We start from the raw sequence: 17,060 nt of genomic DNA, 5'->3' as shown, positions 1-17,060 counted from the left end.
GAGAGTTCTCTTTTCAATTTCCGGTCTGCTGCTGCCAGCCCGCGGACCCACCGAAGATACCCGTCTGAACCGGCCCGGTGACAGGTGCGCCGGTCACCAGCGGCGATACCGCGGTGGTGAGGACGTCCTGATAGACGGGCAGATACACAGATTGGTCGTCGAGGAGTCGCTGGGCGCCGCGGAGATCCTCGGTCGGGTCGTCGGCCGAGATGGCCCGCGCCGACAGAGCCTGAAGTGCCGGGTCGCACAGACCGGACACGTTGCTGGTGTACCGCGGTTCGGTGCGCTCCTCGGGTGCCTGCGACGAGCTCGACGCCGACTCGGTGGGGCCGGGAGATGGTGTCGCCGACGGGCTGGGACCGGGGTCACCCGAGGCCGATGCCTCCGTGGTCGCCTCGGTACTGAGGCATTCGGTGTTCGATGCCAGTGCGGTGGCGGGCGACTCGCCCGCGCGACTCCAGCCCACGACTATGTCGACCTGACGGCCGGTCAGAGCCGAGCTGTAGAGGTCGGCGGTGGACAGGCTGACGGTCTCGGCACGGATTCCCGAGCGGCCCAGCTGGTCCACGATGTTCGCGGCCGCGGCGCCGGTCCGTGGATCGCCGCTGACCGAGGCAACCCGCACAATGAGGGGTTCACCGTCCCGCTCCACCTGCTGGACGCCCACGGGCAGGCGGGGCAGATCGCCGGCTGGGGTCTGCGGGGTGGATGTGCCCGACACGTCAGACGAACCGGGTGCAGTGGTGGTGGTCTCCGTTGTCGTCGAGCCCGGCCCATCCGACGGGATCGATTCGTCCGACGGGGTCGGCGGCGGTTCGGCCAGTCCCCGGCGATATCCGGCGGCCGATATCCACCCATCGATCTGCTGAGGTGTGGCAACCGTGCGCGGAACCGGGTAATAACCCGGGTCCGACGGTGCGTACACCGAGTTCATGGCCGGCAGCACCTCGGTGTCGTCCGCTCCGGCGTAGGTGACGAGCTGGGTGTCGATGGAACCGAGCACCGCCCGCCGCAGATCCAGATCAGTCATCGAGTCGGTCCGGGTGTTCACCGTGATCCCGAGCGTGCGGGACTGGGCCACCTTCCCGGTCTGGACACCCCCGATGCTGCCGAGGTTGGCGCCCAGGGCCGGCCCGCCGCTGATCGCAGCGACACGCGTGTCGCCTGAGCGCATCGAATCCGCCACCTGGCTGATGGTTCCGGCGCGCCGGAGGGTCAGCCGATCGACGATTGCCGGCTTGAGCCAGAACCGATCGTTGCGGATCATCCGCACCTCGTCGCGGCTGTGGTCGATGCCGCTGATCGTGAAGGGGCCACCGGACGCCGGGAAGCCGCTGTCCATGCCCGATTGGAAGCCGCCGGGAGCGCCCTTGAGCACATGCGACGGAAGGAGGTCGTTGAACAGCTCCCGCCATGCCGGGTACGGCGCCGCGAAGGTCGCGGTGACCTCTTTGCCACCACCCCCACTGCGGACATCGGTGATCAGCCGGTATCCGGCGGGCGCGGTGACGTTGGGTTGACGTGACATCTGCTGCCAGAGGTAGATGAAGTCCTCTGCGGTGATCGGCAGCCCGTCGGACCACTGGGCGTCCTCGTGGATGCGATAGGTGATCGTGAACGGCGCGGTGCCGGTCACCTCCGCGCTGGTGAGCAGAGCCGGGTCCATCACCCATCCCACCCGCGGGCCGTCGGCGACCGGCCGGAATGAACTGGGCAACGTCATCGCCGCGACCGCCGTGGTCACCGCCGACTGGTCCGCGGCGAGGTGCGGGTTGAAGCCGATACCGATCGAGTCGGTGGCGACGTACAGCACCTGGCCTGACGGCTCGGTGGGCTCGGGCGGAACCGAATTGGTCTGCTGCACAGGGGGCGGCGGGTCGGCGACGCACGCCGTGACGAGCATGAGACACGCCGCGACGAGCCCCAAGCACCTCAGCGCGCTGAGCGCCTTGGTGTCCAACCGCGATTGTCCGGCAGCGTCGCCCGTCATCAACTCCCCGTCGTCGATCCTTCGCCCGATGTCAGCTCACACAGCGAGTCAGCTGACGCTCTGGTTGCGGGCCTTGGTCTTCGACCGCTCACGTGCGCGGGTGTTCGAGTCGAGGTTGACCTTGCGCACCCGGACGACCTCCGGGGTGACCTCGACGCACTCGTCGTCGGTACAGAACTCCATCGCGGCCTCGAGCTCGAGTTTGATGGGCTTGGCCAGGGTCTCCATCACGTCGGCGGAGGACTGACGCATGTTGGTCAGCTTCTTCTCCTTGGTGACGTTGATGTCGAGGTCCTCCATGCGCGGGTTGATACCCACGACCATGCCCTCGTACGTGTCGGCACCCGGCTCGACGAAGAACGTTCCGCGATCGGCGAGCTGGATCATCGCGAACGGGGTCACCGTTCCCGCGCGGTCGGAGACCAGCGAGCCGGTGTGGCGGGCGCGGATCTCGCCGGCCCACGGCGCGTAGCCGTCGAACACCGCGTTGGCGATACCGGTGCCGCGGGTCTCGGTCAGGAAGTCGGTCCGGAAACCGATCAGTCCGCGGGAGGGCACGATGAACTCCATCCGAACCCAGCCACTGCCGTGGTTGGTCATGTCGCCCATGCGACCCTTGCGGGCCGCCAGCAGCTGAGTGACCGCACCGAGGTACTCCTCGGGGACGTCGATGGTCAAGTGCTCGAACGGCTCGTGGAGCTTGCCGTCGACCTGCTTGGTGACCACCTGCGGCTTGCCGACGGTCAGCTCGAAGCCTTCGCGGCGCATCTGCTCGACGAGGATGGCCAGCGCGAGCTCGCCACGACCCTGGACCTCCCAGGCATCGGGACGGCCGATGTCGAGGACGCGCAGCGAGACGTTACCGATCAGTTCGCTGTCGAGGCGGTCTTTGACCATGCGAGAGGTGAGTTTGTGGCCCTTGACCCGACCGACGAGCGGCGAGGTGTTGGTGCCGATGGTCACCGAGATCGCCGGCTCGTCGACCGTGATCCGTGGCAGCGCGATCGGGTGATCGATGTCGGCGAGGGTGTCGCCGATCATGATGTCCGGCATGCCGGCGACGGCCACGATGTCGCCGGCGACGGCGACCTCGCCGGGCGTCCGCTCGACACCGACGGTGATCAGGAGCTCGGTGATCTTGGCGCGCTCGGTGACGGGTTCGCCGTTGACCTCACGCAGCCAAGCGACGGTCTGGCCCTTCTTCAAGGTGCCGGCGTAGAGACGGACCAGCGCGAGGCGACCGAGGAAGGCCGACGCGTCGAGGTTGGTGACGTGGGCCTGCAGAGGCGCGTCGAGATCGCCCTTGGGGGCCGGCACGTACGAGAGCAGAACGTCGAAGAGGGCGTCGAGGTTTTCGCCTTCGGGGACGTTGCCGTTCTCGGGCGCCTTCGTGCTGGCGATACCGGCGCGGCCCGAGGCGTAGAGAACGGGCAGGTCGAGGGCCAGTTCGGCGGCCTCGGCTGCTTCGTCATCGACGTCCGAAGCGAGGTCGAGCAACAGATCGTGGCTTTCCTCGACGACCTCGGCGATGCGGGCGTCGGGTCGGTCGGTCTTGTTGACCAGCAGGATCACGGGCAGCGAGGCGGCAAGTGCCTTGCGCAGCACGAAGCGGGTCTGCGGCAGTGGACCCTCGGACGCGTCGACCAGGAGCACAACACCGTCGACCATGGACAGGCCGCGCTCGACCTCACCACCGAAGTCGGCGTGGCCGGGGGTGTCGATGACGTTGATGACCACTTCGGTGCCGTCGGGCTGACGACGGTGCACCGCGGTGTTCTTGGCGAGGATCGTGATGCCCTTTTCCCGCTCGAGGTCGCCGGAATCCATCACACGATCGACGAGTTCGGCGCGTTCCTCGAAAACGCCCGATTGCCGCAGCATCGCATCAACCAGGGTGGTTTTCCCGTGGTCGACGTGCGCAACGATCGCGACGTTGCGGAAATTGGGGGCAGCAGTCACTGAAGTTCTCCGGACGTGAAGTGGGCATGTCAAAAAGGTCGAGCGAGGTGCTCAGACCAATACAGGGTATCCGGTACCCCGGTGAGAGCGCCGTCACAGGACACATCGACCCTAGAATTAAGGTGCTGCTAACCTAACTTTTCCGGGTACGCACCGACGCGAAGAGGTCAGCAGTGGGCAAGAAGAAGGCGTCAGATGTCTGCAGCATGAAGGCGAAAAAGAAGTGCTGCCGATCGTCCACCCGGTGCCTTCGCTGCCCCGTGGTGATCCACAAGATGCAGAAGTTCGCTGATCAGGGCATGTCCAACAAGGAACTCACCAAAGCCCTCAAGAAGGTTCGTTCCCGCGCTGCCTGACGGCCAGCAGTTCGATCAGGTCATCTAGCCAGGCAGCGTCCGCAGGCACGAGTTCACCCCGCGCCGCCATCGACTCGAGTTCCGGGGTCTCGACCCACCGCACGGCCGAGTGTTCCGCCGGCCGGGGCGACCCCTTGATCAGATCAGCGGCCAGCGCCACGAGGACGAGGTCGGCGCGCAACGGTACGGGGTCCCCTAGTTGCCGACCGACTCGTACCTCGATGCCGAGTTCCTCGCCGAGTTCGCGGCGCAGGGCTTGTTCACGGGTCTCCCCCGCCTCGACCTTTCCGCCCGGCAGTTCCCACAACCCGGCGACCTCCGTGGGATAGGTCCGTTGCGCGAGCAGCAGCCGATCATCCCCGATCACTGCCCCGGCGACGACTTCACGCATCGGAGTCTTCCGTGCTGTGTTCGGTGATGACCGCAAGCCGGTGTGCGTCGAGCGCAATCGCCACCCGATCACCCAACGACACCGCAGCGCTGCTCACGGCATCGACATCGATTCCCGCCACCGACAGCCGCACTCGTGTCCCCTCCGGCAGCGACGCCACATGCCGCACCGTTCCGACGGGCGCCGACTGCCCGGCATCGGCAAGCGGTACGGCCGTGACGGCATCCGGCCGAAGCCCTATTCGCACTTGCCCATCGGGAACATCCAGTGCGACCGCACCGAGGTCGCTGTCCAACACACCCGCGCGGACGGTCCCTCGGCAGATGGTTGTGCACCCGATGAACCGAGCGACCCGTTCGTTTCGCGGTGCGCGCCACAACGACGCCGGGTCGTCGTGCTGGATGATCCGGCCCCGGTCCATGACGGCGATGTGGTCGGCCATCAACGCCGCCTCGGTGTGGTCGTGGGTCACCACGATGGTGGGAGTGCCTGTGGCGTCGATGATCTCGGCGATCTCGACGGCGAGCCGTTCTCGAAGTTGCCGATCGAGGGCCGAAAGGGGTTCATCGAGCAACAACAGGCGAGGACGAGGGGCAAGAGCGCGGGCCAGGGCCACCCGCTGCTGCTGCCCACCCGACAACTCGGCGACCTGCCGGTTCCCGTAGCCGGAGAGATCAACCAGGTCCAGCATCTCGGCCACCCGGGCGGCGGTGGCATCTCTACGCCAGCGCCGGGCACGCAATCCGTATCCGATGTTGTCTGCGACGCTGCGCCCGGGCAGCAACTGTCCGTCCTGGAACACCACCCCGAAGTCGCGCCGATGGGTCGCGATCGGCGCAAGATCCGCTCCGTCGAACGTGATCGTGCCGCCGGCCAGCGGTTCCAGGCCGGCGATAGCACGGATGAGGGTGGATTTGCCACATCCCGACGGACCCAGCAGTGCCGTGATGGCCGATCCCTCGGTGCCGATCGACAAGCTGAGGTCGTCGAGGACGGTTTCGGACCGATAACCGACTGTCACAGAGGACAATTGAAGCATCTCAGAACTCGCCTCCCCGTTCTTCGCGGCGGACGACCTCGATCAGGGTGACCACCACCGCAGTCACCACCAGCATCATCACCGAGCAGGCCATCGCGGTCGCGAAGTTGCCCGACCCGGGCCGGGCAAGGGACGAACCGATCAGTACCGGCACCGTCGTGGTGTCGGGACGAGCGACAAAACTGGTCGCCCCGAACTCCCCGAGCGCGATGACAAAAGCGAAACCCGCTGCAGCGCACAGTGCGCGCCTGATGACCGGGAAGTCGACGGTCCACCACACCCGCCACGGACCTGCTCCCAGGGTGGCCGTCGCCTGACGCAGCCGCCTGTCGATCAGACCCATTGCCGGCACGAGGATCCGAATGACCAGTGGGCACGCGATCAGGGCCTGCACCGCGGGCACGATGGCCGGCGAGGTGCTCACCTCCCGCGGCATCGCGGTGAGGACAACGAGGTACCCGAGGCCGACGGTCACCGCGCTGACCCCCAGCGGGAGCATGGTGATCACCGTGGCAGCACTGCCCGACCACCCCCTCGCCCGGGACATGGCAACGGCGCCGGCGAGACCGAGGAGCATCGCGATGACCGTCGCCCACGTCGCACTGACCAGCGAATACCGCATGGTGTCCAGTGGTGTCTGACCGTTCACCGACTCCGACAGCGCCCGGTAACCGTCCAGATTCCAGCCCCCACCCACGGTGGGTCGCACCGAGCGCAGCACCAGGATTGCCGGTGGGGCCAGCAGGATCACCCCGGACACCCCGAGGATCGAGCCGATCACCGGCCATTCACGGCCGCGCGGCCGCCTGCGATATCGCGGAGCAGCTGTCGCGCGGACCCGGCGACCGAGGATCGCGCTGAGCGCGACCACCACCGCGACCACGACGATCTGGACCATCGAGAGCGCAACCGCAGCAGGTAGCTGGAAGAAACCGATTGCCTGCCGGTAGATCTCGGTCTCCAGCGTGTTGAATCGGCCGCCACCGAGTATCAGGATGACCCCGAAGCTGGTCGCGCAGAACAGGAACACCACCGATGCCGCAGAGGCGATGGCCGGGGCCAACGCGGGCAAGGTGATCGTGCGGAACACGCGAACGGGTCCGGCTCCGAGAGTCCGGGCGGCCTGCTCGGAACGAGGATCTATTCCGGACCACACCGACCCGACCGTGCGCACCACCACTGCGACATTGAAGAACGTGTGCGCCAGCAGGATTGCCCAGACCGATGCGGCGAGATCAAGTCCGGCGAGCGGACCGCGATCACCCAGCAGAGCTGAGAACGCTATGCCGACAACAACAGTGGGCGAGACAAAAGGGATGGTGACGAGCACCCTCAGCAGCAGGGCACCTCGGAGTTCATAGGTGGACAGCACCCACGCGAGCGGAAGGCCGATCAGCAGGGTGAGGGCAGTGGACGCGGCCGCCTGCGCGACGGTGAACCACAGCAGATGTGCGGCGTTGGCGCCATCGAGAAGCTGCCACAGGTTCGACGCGGAGCCGTCGGCGAACGCCCGCTCCGCCAAGGCCACGAGTGGCCAGCCGAACATCACCGCCACGAACACCAGCGGGGCGGCGCCCAGAGCCGTCACCGCCACTCGGCCGGCGATGGCCGAATGTGCCGGCCGAGCCGTCGGCACCTCGATCAGCGGCCCATCACGGTGCGCCACTCCTGTTGCCACGCTTCGCGGTTCGTCGCGATCTCGTCGGCGGGCATGGTTGCGGCGGACTCGGGCTCGGGGGCGTGCTGAGCCCAGTCGGCGGGCAGAGGTGTTCCTTCACGGACCGGGTAGACGTACATAGACTCGGGAAGCGCCGCCTGAACGGGCTCACTGATCAAGTAGTCGATGACCTTCTTGGCGCCGTCTTCGTTCGACGCGCCGCGCAGCACGCCGGCGTACTCGATCTGCTCGAAGCAGGTGTCGAGCAAAGCGGTGGTGGTGGGGAGAAACGCGGGCGACGATGCGTAGGAGACGACGATCGGCTTGGAGCCCCTGCCCTCACCCGCGGTGAACTCCTGGTTGTAGGCCTCGGTCCATCCGGGCGCGATGGCCACCTCGTTGTCGCGCAGTCGCTGCCAGTAGCCCTGCCACCCGCCGTTCACCCCATCCGGGTAGGCGGCGATGGTCGCGAGCAGGAATGCCATTCCAGGTGATGACGTGGCGGGATCCATGGCTACGGTCAGCCCGCGGTACCGCGGGTCGGTGAGGTCGGCCAGGTTCCGGGGTGCGGGCAGGTTGCGGTCGGCGAACCAGGTGTTGTCCACGTTCACGCAGACGTCTCCCCGGTCGACGGCGGTGAGCAGGTTGGGGGGCGGCAAGCCGTCGTCGGCGGGTCCGAGCGCGTTGTCGGGGCTGGTGTACTCCATCAGGGCACCGGCGTCGATGACCCGGGACGCGAAGGTGTTGTCGATGCCGTACACGGCGTCGCCGCGAGGCGATCCGGCCGTGAGGGCGACCGAGGAGGACAGCTGACCCGCATCGGCTTCTTTGACCACCTTCAGGGTCAGTCCGGTCTGGTCCTCGAAGGTGGACAAGAGTTCGTCGGGCAGCACAAACGAGTCGTGGGTGAGCAACACCACCTCATCACTGGTGTCCGAGTCGCCACAGGCGCTCAAGGCGGTCGTGGCGACCGCGGCAGCGATCAGCGCTGCTACGAATTGATGTCGTCGACGCATCGAGCCTCCAGAGGTGCGGTGGTGCTGGTCATCAATGATCTAACCAGGCACTCGACGAAGCCCTCTCGCCCAGTGCGCGAGGTCGTGGCCCGAATGACACATAACAATTGTGTCTCCAGCCCCATGAGTCACTCCAGTAACACGCTATGGTCCCCTGGCGACAGAAATCGATTCTCGCGGCGCGTCCCCCTGTTGGCGGGATGGTCACGGAACGGTTACCGTCAGCACGGCGATTTACACACCAGCCGTCAGATCGCGGGCAATCAACGCAAGATGGGACACCACACAGTGCTATTCAGTGAGCCGACAGGTCGCAGCAGCAAGCGTTCACGCAAGCCGTTGCCCAACCTTTCCGCCCGCCGGGTCGTCACGGCCGTCGCGGTTGCCGCCAGCGCTGCGCTCGCACTGCCGGCCACGGCCTCTGCCGCACCGGCCCCGGCGCCGACACCCAAGGTCAGCGAGGCCACACTGCAGTCGCTGGGCGCGTTCGTCCCGGCGATCATCGGTTCGGCCGCGACCCCGGGCCCCGACGGCAAGGTCAATGCCGATCTGATGGCAAACGCCAAGACCCTGGCAGCCGACTCCGGACTGCCGCCGGACCTCGCGAAGATCTGGGATCGTGTCATCAGCTTCCTCGAAGGCACCGGCGGTGGCGGTCCCGCCATTCCCACCGGCCCCGGCGCACCCGTGATCCAGCAATTCCTCTACCCGACCCTGGGCAACGGGTGCATTCCCGGAGGCAACTCCGTGGGCACCGCGCTCGCGACCGCTGGACCGCAGCAGGCACCCGCACCCGGTCCGGCCCGCGGCGAAGCCGGCTTCGTCTACACCAGCCTCGGCACCGGGCCCGCACTGAACAACAAAGAAGCCCCGCTGACCGTGGCCTGGGTCAACATCGACACCGGCAAGACCGGCCAGCAGAGTCTGCAGCGCAACGAGAAGATCAACGTCGCCGAAGGCCCCGGAACCTTCACCACGATCGCGAAAACCGGTAAGGGCCGGGTCATCTCGGCCATCTACGGCAACGTCACCACAAAGACCGAGGGCAAGGTGGTCAGCTGCACCATCATCCCGACCGTCGGCTTGGTGAACATCTAGCCCTCCCCCGCACAGCAACAGGCGCCGACCATCTGGTCGGCGCCTGTTTCTTTTATCATTGCGAACAGTCCCGCCGAGATCCGTTGACCCGCAGGGAAACCGGAACGGTAGCAGTTGCATCACAGGTCGGCGTCGCAGCTTGCCTTCTCCTTGAATCACATGGTTGTGTGTAACAAGCGCACCATTGGCCACATCTGTCACACGGGTAACAGGTGGCCCATCATCTTCTCTTCAAGGGGGAACCATGTCCAGCTCACCAATGCTTCGCCGAGGCGTCGCCGCACTTGCGATCGCAGCGTCCGGGGCGCTGCTGATGCCTGCCCTGGCTTCGGCTGAGCCTGCGGCACCGATCGACACGACCCTCACCGCTCCGAAGCACACCCCCAGCGACGCCGAACTCACCTCGGCGATCGGAACGCTGAAGAAGACCTCGGGAGATCCGACCGCCCTGGCCGCGGCGAAAGCGCTCCTGGGAGGGACAGGTCAGGTGCCGACCGAGGTCGCCGGCACCGCGGCCACACCGGCAGCTGACTCCTCGGACATGTTCGGCCTTCTCGCCGAGGCCAACGAGAGCCTGCGAAAGCTCGGCATCCAGAGCTTCATCAATCCGTCGGCGGCCTTCAACTGCACAGCCCCGACCGAATCCAATCCGCTCGGATTGGTCCCCGCAGTAGGTGGAGCGATTCCGGGCCCCTACTTCCTGCCCGGGCTGAAGCTTCCCGAAGGACTCGACGCCAACCTGATCAAAGACGGTGAGACGCTCTTCGGCTTCTTCCCGGCCGGCATCACTGCCGACGGCGCAGCCACCGGAATGCAGGTTGCCTGGTTCAACGTGAACACCCTCAAGGGCGGTTTCGCGGACATGGCGCCGGTGGGCACGACGATCGTCGACCTGCTGATGAAGAACGTCCCCGCCTCCTTCCCGGCCGCAATCCGCACCGCGATCGCCGAGCGCATCTCGGCTGTTGTGAACAACGTCAGCGTCAAGGGTGCCCGTCTGGCACCGGTGGAGACGGGCAACGGCACAGTGTTGTCCGCAGTCTTCGGCACCGTCCAGAACGGAAACCGCAGCTGCTTCTTCTTCCCGATGATCGGGATCACCCAGGCGTAGCTCGGTATCAGCGTTTTCTTGTAGGAGAAGTCATGAAAAGTGTTCACACACAAGCACTGCGACGGATGGGTGTCAGCGGTCTGACCGTTGCTGCCCTGGCCGCGACCGTGGCCGCCGCGATCGGGACCGGCGTCGCAGCAGCCGCGCCGACCGCCACCTCGGGCACCGTCCACGCCAACATCGGTCTGCCAGACGACCGCTGGGTCACCGGCGCCGGCAGCGCCGACCGCTTCACGTACTGGACCACCGCGGCCGAGAATCGAAGCGAGATCAGCAGTGCCGCGGTGTACCTGCCGAGAGGCACTGCGCCCGAGGGCGGCTGGCCGGTGATCGCATGGGCGCACGACACCGTCGGCCTGGCCGACAAGTGTGCGCCGTCCTGGTCAGGTAAGACCGAGTCCGCCGCCCACTGGAACGACATCACCCCCTGGCTCCGCAAGGGCTATGCCGTGGTCGCCTCGGACTACGCCGGTCTCGGTGTCGAAGGGGCCACGCCGGACCTGCAGGGCGACATCAAGGCACGCAACATCGTCGACGCGGTCAAGGCCGCCCACGACATCACCCCGGACCTGTCCGACGAGTGGATCGTCAACGGAAACGGGAGTGGGGCGACCTCGGCGCTGGCGACTGCGCGCAACGCCATCGCGTGGCAGGGCCCAGAGCTCGACTTCCGGGGCGCGGTGACCACCAGCGTGCCCGCCAACTTGGGCGAACTGGTGCTCAGTGCCGGACCGGGTTTCATCCCCGTGCCGCTGCCCACCGATCTCACCGCCGAGGTGCTCTATGCGATCGCGGGTATCCGCGGCTCGTACCCGGAGCTCAATTTGAACTCCTACCTCAGCACCGAGGGCAAGGCACTCGTGGACAAGGCCCTGAAGGTGTGTTCCGCCGAACTGCAGCGCTCGGTCGCCTCGACCGGACTCAACGAGTTGTTCACCAAGCCGGTCGCGTCGATCCCGAACATCAGGCCTGTTGTCGCCGCCTATCTCGGTGTTCCCGATCGCGGCTACGACAAGCCGGTGTTCATCGGACAGGGTCTGCTCGACACCACGGTTGTGCTGCCGTACACACTCGACTTCATCAACAGGGTGCAGGCGTCGGGGCAGAACGTGACGGTGCGTACGTATCCGTCCGACGGTCAGGGCACGGCTGCGGCCGCGCTATCTGATGCCTCAGGGTTCGTCGCGAAAGTCTTCGCGGGCTGATCCAGACATGCGGGTGTCCGGCTGGAAGTATCCGGAGCGCAAGGCGTTTGCGGTGACCACCGTGTTGGTGGCGGCAGCGGGAGCTGTTCGCCACCGGCCGGTGGTCGCTGTCGTCAAGCCGGCAGCGCTGGGAACGTTGGCGATCACCGTTGCCCGAGGCACGAGGCGACGGGCCCCGGCGGACAACGCATTGCTGGCCGCCACGATCGTCGCCTCGGCAGCCGGCGACTACTTCATGTATCGCGAAGAGTTCGCCGACGGTCCCGGTAAAGACCGGCACATACAGACCGGCGCAACGATGTTCGGCGCGGCACACCTGGCCTACCTGGGTCTGTTCACCCGACACGGTGCCCGGCCGACAGGTCGACGACTGCTCCCCCGGTTCGCGGTGATGAACGAGGTTGCTGCACTGCTGATTTTGAACCAGCCCAGGCTGCTGCCCGTGCTCGGTACCTACGGAGCAGCCTTGTCGGTGATGGCGGCCACGGCCGCCGACCCGTACCTGTCGTCGGGCACACGTGCCGATCCCACCCGCCGACTGGCAACGGGTGGGATCCTGTTCATGCTGTCTGATGCGATCCTGATGAATCGCCGGTACCTGTTGCGCGGCAACCTCCCACGGGCAGTGAGCGAGGCAACCGTGCTGTCGACCTACTTCGTCGCGCAGATGTTCCTGCTCGACGGCGTCGACTCACTGGCCCAGCGGCGCCATGCCGCAGGCATCGTCAGACCGGCGTGATCCCGCCGGCGGGAACGGTCTTGCCCTGCATCGGCATCACCACCCAGAGAGCCAGGTAAACGACCAGCTGCGGCCCCGGCAGCAGGCACGAGACCACGAATGCCACGCGCACCGCATTCACGTCCCAGCCGTACCGTCGTGCGATGCCGGTGCAGACGCCTCCCAGCATCCTGCCCTCGGAAACCCGAACCAATTCGTCCATGTCATTCCTTTCTGTTCAGTCCCCCAGCGACACCGAGCCGCTCTCACCTGTCCCAATGTATGGACGTCGAGCGCGCCTGCCATCGGGGATCGACCCTGATCTTTGTGGCCGACTTCCCTGATTTGCACCTCAGGGAACGCCGCCCGTGTCACGATGGCGAAATGTCGTATGTCCGGGTGGACCATCCCCGCGAACACATTGCCCTGGTGACCTTGGATCGCCCAGAACGCATGAACGCCATGGCATTTGACGTCATGCTTCCATTCAAGGAAAAGCTCGAGGAGATCAGTGCGGACAATGCGGTCCGAGCTGTGATCATCACCGGCGCCGGACGCGGATTCAGTTCAGGCGCCGACCAGAAGTCGGCGGGCAAGATACCCGGCATCGACGGGCTGACCGCCCCCACGATCGCGCTGCGTTCCTTGGAACTGCTCGACGAGACGATCAAGGCGATCCGTCGCATGCATCAGCCGGTGATCGCCGCCGTCAACGGCGCCGCGATCGGCGGGGGGCTGTGTCTGGCGCTGGCATGCGACATCCGCATCGCGGGGGCAGCGGCCTATTTTCGTGCGGCGGGTATCAACAACGGGCTCACCGCAAGCGAATTGGGTTTGAGTTACCTGTTGCCGCGAGCCGTCGGCAGCTCACATGCCGCGGAGATGATGCTGACCGGATGGGATGTCCACGCCGACGAAGCCGCCCGTATCGGGCTGGTGTCGCGAACTGTGCCCGACGCCGACCTGCTCGACGAGTGCTGCCGCCTCGCTGACCGGATCGCCGAATTGTCTCGCCCGGGAATCGAACTGACCAAGAGAACGCTCTGGTCGGGCATGGAGGCCTCGAGCCTCGACGCGCACATGCAGGCCGAAGGCCTCGGCCAGCTCTACGTCCGGTTGCTGACCGCCAACTTCCAAGAAGCGACGGCCGCCCGCAAAGAGGGACGGCCGCCGCTGTTCACCGATTCGCTGTAGCGCTATTTCTCTTTGGCCGCGGCCTTGTCGGCCTTGAGTGCGGCCTCGACATCGCCGAGGGTGTCCATGTCCTCGAGTTCCATGCCCTTGGTCTCGGGAACCTTGAAGTGCACGTAGAAGTACGACACGATCGCGCAGAACGCGAAGAACCCGTAGATCCACGCCAAACCCAGGCGCGAGTTGAGTTCCGGGAAGAGCAGCGAGATGGTGAAGTTCGCGAGCCAGTTCACGCCGGTGCACACGCCGAGCGCCACACCGCGGATCCGGTTGGGGAACATCTCGCCCAGCATCACCCACATGACCGGACCCCACGTGGCAGCGAACGCGACCACGAACAGGTTGGCACCGATCAGGGCGACCACGCCCCAGTTGTCAGGGAGGGTGATGTCGTCGCCCGAGCCCTGCTGCTGGGTGAAGGCCGCGCACGCCAGTATGAGTCCGATGGCCATGCCGACCGAACCGATCAGCAGGAGCTTGCGGCGGCCGATGCGGTCGACGAAGAGGATCGCCCCGAAAGTCATCACCACGTTGACCACGGCGGTGATCACCGACGTCTTGAACGACTCGCTCTCACTGAATCCGACGGACTGCCACAGCGTGGTGGAGTAGTAGAAGATCGCGTTGATGCCGACGAACTGCTGCAGCACCGCGATCCAGATACCCACCCAGACAAGGGGATGCAGGCCGAACGAAGGTCCGCGGATGTCCTTGATCGACACATTGGATTCACGTTTGAGGGTCAGCCGGATCTCTTTGACACGTTCGAGTGGGTTGGGCTCGCCCGTAACCTCGGTGAGGATGCGGGCTGCCTCCTCGTCCAGATTGCTGCCCACCAGATAGCGGGGTGATTCCGGGATGAGCAGGGCCAGAACGCCGTAGACGATGGCCGGGATCACGCCGACCATGAACATCCAGCGCCAGGCCTCGATGCCGAACCACAGGTCGTTCGAGGCACCGCCGGCACTGTCGGCGAGCAGCGCATCCGACAGCAGTGCGACGAAGATGCCCATGGTGATGGCCAGCTGCTGAAGGGATCCGAGTGCACCGCGGTATCGGGCAGGCGCGATCTCGGCGATGTATGCCGGAGCGATCACCGACGCGATACCGATACCGAGGCCGCCGATCACACGCCAGACCAACAGGTCTGGGACCGACCAGGCCAACCCTGTGCCGATGGACGAGGCGATGAACAGCGCGGAGCCGAGCAGCATCACCTTCTTGCGGCCCCAGATGTCCGCGAGCCGACCGGCGAACCAGGCGCCGAGCGCGCACCCGAGAAGTGCGATGGCGACCGCGAAACCCTTCATGAACGAGTTGAGCTCAAAATGTGTGCCGATGGATTCGACAGCGCCGTTCACCACCGAGCTGTCGAAACCGAAGAGGAATCCGCCGACGGCTGCGGCGACGGTCACACCGATGACCTTGGCTACGTGGGCCTCACCCCCGACCGGCCGGCTGGATCTACTGGCTGCACCTGTGGACATCGGGGGTACCCACCTTCCGGACGGCGGTCGGCGATCACCGCCGACGACATACGCCAAGAGCTGACGTTACTCCAGTCATGTCAGGCGAGTTCGCAAGTCCCCGAAAGACAGTCGGTCACAAGTCGGTCACCGGCGAGCGGGGGCCGCACGCGTTTACGTCGCAGCGAGGCAGGGAACTCCAGAGCCCCACCCGCCAGGTGGTCACACCGTTGCAGCGCCACGACAGGTCGACGATTGCGGGTTCATCATGGGCATGAAGGCGAGCGCACCGATCTTCTGGGTCACGACGTAGGCCACGTGGCCACGGCCGGTGGGCAAGGAACCTTCCCAACTGGCCGAACTGACCGACTCCGCTCTCCCCGACCCGGACCGTCCTGTCGAGCATTCAATCACCACCGCGTCACCGGTGATCGGGGTTCGGTGCGACGGGTCCTCGCGCGCGTCGATGTGGGTTGGGTGCCCGGCACTAGACTTCGTGTCCATGACCAGTCTGCACATCACGGGCGACCCGTCCGCCGACGAGTTGCTCAGTACCGATTCCTTCGCGCTGCTGGCCGGGATGTTGCTGGACCAGCAGTTCCCGATGGAGCGAGCATTTGCCGGGCCTGCCAAGGTCAGGGAACGGTTCGGCAGTCTCGACCCAGCCGCGATCGCCGCCGCCGAGCCCGACTCGTTTGCCGACCTGTGTGCCACTCCTCCGGCCGTCCACCGCTACGGCAGGTCGATGGCCGCGCGCCTGCAGGCCCTTGCCACCATCGTGGTGGAACAGTACGGCGGCGACACCGCACGGATCTGGAACGAGGCGGCAGACGGACCGGATCTGGTCAAACGCATCAACGAACTGCCGGGTTTCGGTGCCCAGAAGGCCAAGATCTTCACCGCACTGCTCGCCAAGCAGTGCGGTGTCGCCCCTGCCGGCTGGCAGAAGGCGGTCGGCGACTACAGCAAGGCCGGTTACCGCTCGGTGGCCGACGTGGTGGACGAGGAATCCCTGCAGAAGGTGCGAACCTTCAAGAAGGAGCAGAAGGCAAAGGCCAAAGCAGGGTGAACGGCCACCGGCGTGGAGGGGACGTCTTAGGGTGAACGGCATGGATGCCAGATTGGTGATCGAGCTCCCGACCCGGTTGGGATTCGCGATCGCGGGGGCGGCCCTCTCGGCCGTCGAGGCCAGCGTAGCGGTCAGTCGCATAGCGATCGAAAACGTGCAGCACGAGATCACGGTGGCGTTGGGGGTTTCTCAGGGACCTCCCGGCCGCAGTCCCCTTCAATTGATCGGCCAGGTGGCCGAGCTCCTCGAAGACGACCGCTCATTGGGTCGCGTCCTCGCCAGGGGCGGGCCGTTGGAACGCTTGGTGTCCGAGGACGGACTGGTGAACCGGATGCTGTCCGACGACGGCGTGCTCTATCAGATGACCGAAGACGGTGGACCTCTTGATCGCCTCCTCTCTCGTGGAGGCCCGGTGGACCGCCTCCTCGCCGAGGACGGGATCCTCGCGAAGCTGACAACACCGGGCGGTCTGCTCGATCGTCTCGCCGAAGACGAAGGCTTCATGGACCGGCTTGTCGCCGAAGAGGGTTTGCTCGAGCAACTCCTGGGCGAGAACGGCGCGATCGAACGCACCATCGCCCCCGGTGGGCCGCTCGACCGCTTGACCGAACTCGTCGAGGTGATCGGCGAACTCGCGCCGAACATCCGACAGCTGCAGGTTACCGTCGACCAGCTCAACGACGCTGCCGACGTCCTCGCCCAAGCGGTCACGCCCCTGGGCGAACTGGTCGGCCGATTGCCAAAACGGTTGGTACGCACCAAGAACGGAAGCGACGACCACTGACGGGCGGCGG

17 protein-coding genes are annotated in these 17,060 nt (G+C 66.0%); 8 read left to right on the top strand and 9 right to left on the bottom strand.

The features are described 5' to 3' along the window. Window positions 1-13 precede the first annotated feature (13 nt). Together W823_RS55400 and typA are read right to left on the bottom strand one after the other, a co-directional pair. Window positions 14-1,990, bottom strand: a complete 1,977-nt coding sequence (locus tag W823_RS55400; protein WP_023963278.1) for an ABC transporter family substrate-binding protein — start codon at window positions 1,988-1,990, stop codon at window positions 14-16. 48 nt (window positions 1,991-2,038) lie between these two features. After that, window positions 2,039-3,949 carry a translational GTPase TypA gene (typA, locus tag W823_RS55395; protein WP_023963277.1) on the bottom strand — a complete coding sequence of 637 codons (1,911 nt, stop codon included), beginning with the start codon at window positions 3,947-3,949 and terminating at the stop codon, window positions 2,039-2,041. A 173-nt stretch (window positions 3,950-4,122) separates the two neighbouring features. Here typA and W823_RS0131085 point away from each other — a divergent pair, with 173 nt between their 5' ends. Further along, window positions 4,123-4,305 (top strand): hypothetical protein, encoded by a 183-nt coding sequence (locus W823_RS0131085; protein WP_031333657.1) that lies wholly within the window; start codon window positions 4,123-4,125, stop codon window positions 4,303-4,305. Here W823_RS0131085 and W823_RS55390 read toward each other — a convergent pair. From W823_RS55390 to W823_RS55375, 4 genes are all read right to left on the bottom strand, one after another. Beyond that, window positions 4,277-4,696: a (deoxy)nucleoside triphosphate pyrophosphohydrolase gene (locus tag W823_RS55390; RefSeq protein ID WP_023963274.1), complete on the bottom strand. Its 420-nt coding sequence runs from the start codon at window positions 4,694-4,696 to the stop codon at window positions 4,277-4,279. The genes W823_RS0131085 and W823_RS55390 overlap by 29 nt on opposite strands. Further along, window positions 4,689-5,735 carry an ABC transporter ATP-binding protein gene (locus tag W823_RS55385; RefSeq protein WP_023963273.1) on the bottom strand — a complete coding sequence of 349 codons (1,047 nt, stop codon included), beginning with the start codon at window positions 5,733-5,735 and terminating at the stop codon, window positions 4,689-4,691. Before W823_RS55385 ends, W823_RS55390 begins: the two co-directional genes overlap by 8 nt. A 1-nt stretch (window position 5,736) precedes the next feature. Continuing rightward, window positions 5,737-7,281 (bottom strand): iron ABC transporter permease, encoded by a 1,545-nt coding sequence (locus W823_RS55380; protein WP_081729975.1) that lies wholly within the window; start codon window positions 7,279-7,281, stop codon window positions 5,737-5,739. A 95-nt stretch (window positions 7,282-7,376) separates the two neighbouring features. Continuing rightward, a complete protein-coding gene (locus W823_RS55375; RefSeq protein ID WP_023963271.1) occupies window positions 7,377-8,408 on the bottom strand; it encodes a thiamine ABC transporter substrate binding subunit in 1,032 nt (343 codons plus the stop codon). Between the two features lie 288 nt (window positions 8,409-8,696). Here W823_RS55375 and W823_RS55370 point away from each other — a divergent pair, with 288 nt between their 5' ends. The 4 genes from W823_RS55370 to W823_RS55355 all read left to right on the top strand — a co-directional run bounded on the left by W823_RS55370 (window position 8,697) and on the right by W823_RS55355 (window position 12,561). Then, entirely contained in the window at window positions 8,697-9,506 is an 810-nt protein-coding gene (locus W823_RS55370) for a hypothetical protein (RefSeq protein ID WP_031333655.1), read from the top strand. Window positions 9,507-9,750: 244 nt separating this feature from the next. After that, a complete protein-coding gene (locus W823_RS55365) occupies window positions 9,751-10,617 on the top strand; it encodes a hypothetical protein (RefSeq protein WP_023963269.1) in 867 nt (288 codons plus the stop codon). A gap of 32 nt (window positions 10,618-10,649) precedes the next feature. Beyond that, window positions 10,650-11,822 carry a lipase family protein gene (locus W823_RS55360; protein ID WP_051406718.1) on the top strand — a complete coding sequence of 391 codons (1,173 nt, stop codon included), beginning with the start codon at window positions 10,650-10,652 and terminating at the stop codon, window positions 11,820-11,822. A gap of 7 nt (window positions 11,823-11,829) precedes the next feature. Continuing rightward, window positions 11,830-12,561, top strand: coding sequence for a lysoplasmalogenase (locus W823_RS55355; RefSeq protein ID WP_023963267.1), 732 nt, complete (start codon window positions 11,830-11,832; stop codon window positions 12,559-12,561). On the opposite strand, the gene W823_RS55350 is transcribed toward W823_RS55355, so the two are convergent. Next, the gene (locus tag W823_RS55350) at window positions 12,548-12,763 is read right to left on the bottom strand and encodes a PspC domain-containing protein (protein WP_023963266.1); all 216 of its coding nucleotides are present in this window, start codon (window positions 12,761-12,763) and stop codon (window positions 12,548-12,550) included. The genes W823_RS55355 and W823_RS55350 overlap by 14 nt on opposite strands. A gap of 161 nt (window positions 12,764-12,924) precedes the next feature. Between W823_RS55350 and W823_RS55345 the strand changes: the two genes are divergently transcribed. Then, window positions 12,925-13,734, top strand: a complete 810-nt coding sequence (locus tag W823_RS55345; protein ID WP_023963265.1) for an enoyl-CoA hydratase — start codon at window positions 12,925-12,927, stop codon at window positions 13,732-13,734. A 2-nt stretch (window positions 13,735-13,736) separates the two neighbouring features. Here the strand turns inward: W823_RS55345 and W823_RS55340 are convergent, their stop codons facing one another. Together W823_RS55340 and W823_RS55335 are read right to left on the bottom strand one after the other, a co-directional pair. Beyond that, entirely contained in the window at window positions 13,737-15,218 is a 1,482-nt protein-coding gene (locus tag W823_RS55340; RefSeq protein WP_023963263.1) for a sugar porter family MFS transporter, read from the bottom strand. 201 nt (window positions 15,219-15,419) lie between these two features. Continuing rightward, window positions 15,420-15,701, bottom strand: a complete 282-nt coding sequence (locus W823_RS55335; RefSeq protein WP_023963261.1) for a hypothetical protein — start codon at window positions 15,699-15,701, stop codon at window positions 15,420-15,422. On the opposite strand from W823_RS55335, the gene W823_RS55330 reads away from it, so the two are divergent. Together W823_RS55330 and W823_RS55325 are read left to right on the top strand one after the other, a co-directional pair. After that, a complete protein-coding gene (locus W823_RS55330; RefSeq protein WP_023963259.1) occupies window positions 15,700-16,266 on the top strand; it encodes an HhH-GPD-type base excision DNA repair protein in 567 nt (188 codons plus the stop codon). The two genes, W823_RS55335 and W823_RS55330, sit on opposite strands and share 2 nt — an antisense overlap. Before the next feature lie 40 nt (window positions 16,267-16,306). Beyond that, window positions 16,307-17,050, top strand: a complete 744-nt coding sequence (locus W823_RS55325; RefSeq protein WP_023963257.1) for a hypothetical protein — start codon at window positions 16,307-16,309, stop codon at window positions 17,048-17,050. The last annotated feature ends 10 nt before the right edge of the window (window positions 17,051-17,060 follow it).

Source organism: Williamsia sp. D3, from assembly GCF_000506245.1.
GTDB classification, from domain to species: Bacteria; Actinomycetota; Actinomycetes; order Mycobacteriales; family Mycobacteriaceae; genus Williamsia; species Williamsia muralis.
Note: the sequence above shows the minus strand (reverse complement) of the source record. Positions and strands in the feature narration are given on the sequence as shown.

Coding starts and splice junctions, on each gene's coding strand:
- W823_RS55400 (WP_023963278.1), bottom strand. CDS start 1,990: ATGACGGGCGACGCTGCCGGACAATCGCGGTTGGACACCAAGGCGCTC.
- W823_RS55390 (WP_023963274.1), bottom strand. CDS start 4,696: ATGCGTGAAGTCGTCGCCGGGGCAGTGATCGGGGATGATCGGCTGCTG.
- W823_RS55385 (WP_023963273.1), bottom strand. CDS start 5,735: ATGCTTCAATTGTCCTCTGTGACAGTCGGTTATCGGTCCGAAACCGTC.
- W823_RS55380 (WP_081729975.1), bottom strand. CDS start 7,281: ATGTTCGGCTGGCCACTCGTGGCCTTGGCGGAGCGGGCGTTCGCCGAC.
- W823_RS55375 (WP_023963271.1), bottom strand. CDS start 8,408: ATGCGTCGACGACATCAATTCGTAGCAGCGCTGATCGCTGCCGCGGTC.
- W823_RS55365 (WP_023963269.1), top strand. CDS start 9,751: ATGTCCAGCTCACCAATGCTTCGCCGAGGCGTCGCCGCACTTGCGATC.
- W823_RS55360 (WP_051406718.1), top strand. CDS start 10,650: ATGAAAAGTGTTCACACACAAGCACTGCGACGGATGGGTGTCAGCGGT.
- W823_RS55355 (WP_023963267.1), top strand. CDS start 11,830: ATGCGGGTGTCCGGCTGGAAGTATCCGGAGCGCAAGGCGTTTGCGGTG.
- W823_RS55350 (WP_023963266.1), bottom strand. CDS start 12,763: ATGGACGAATTGGTTCGGGTTTCCGAGGGCAGGATGCTGGGAGGCGTC.
- W823_RS55345 (WP_023963265.1), top strand. CDS start 12,925: ATGTCGTATGTCCGGGTGGACCATCCCCGCGAACACATTGCCCTGGTG.
- W823_RS55340 (WP_023963263.1), bottom strand. CDS start 15,218: ATGTCCACAGGTGCAGCCAGTAGATCCAGCCGGCCGGTCGGGGGTGAG.
- W823_RS55330 (WP_023963259.1), top strand. CDS start 15,700: ATGACCAGTCTGCACATCACGGGCGACCCGTCCGCCGACGAGTTGCTC.
- W823_RS55335 (WP_023963261.1), bottom strand. CDS start 15,701: ATGGACACGAAGTCTAGTGCCGGGCACCCAACCCACATCGACGCGCGC.
- W823_RS55325 (WP_023963257.1), top strand. CDS start 16,307: ATGGATGCCAGATTGGTGATCGAGCTCCCGACCCGGTTGGGATTCGCG.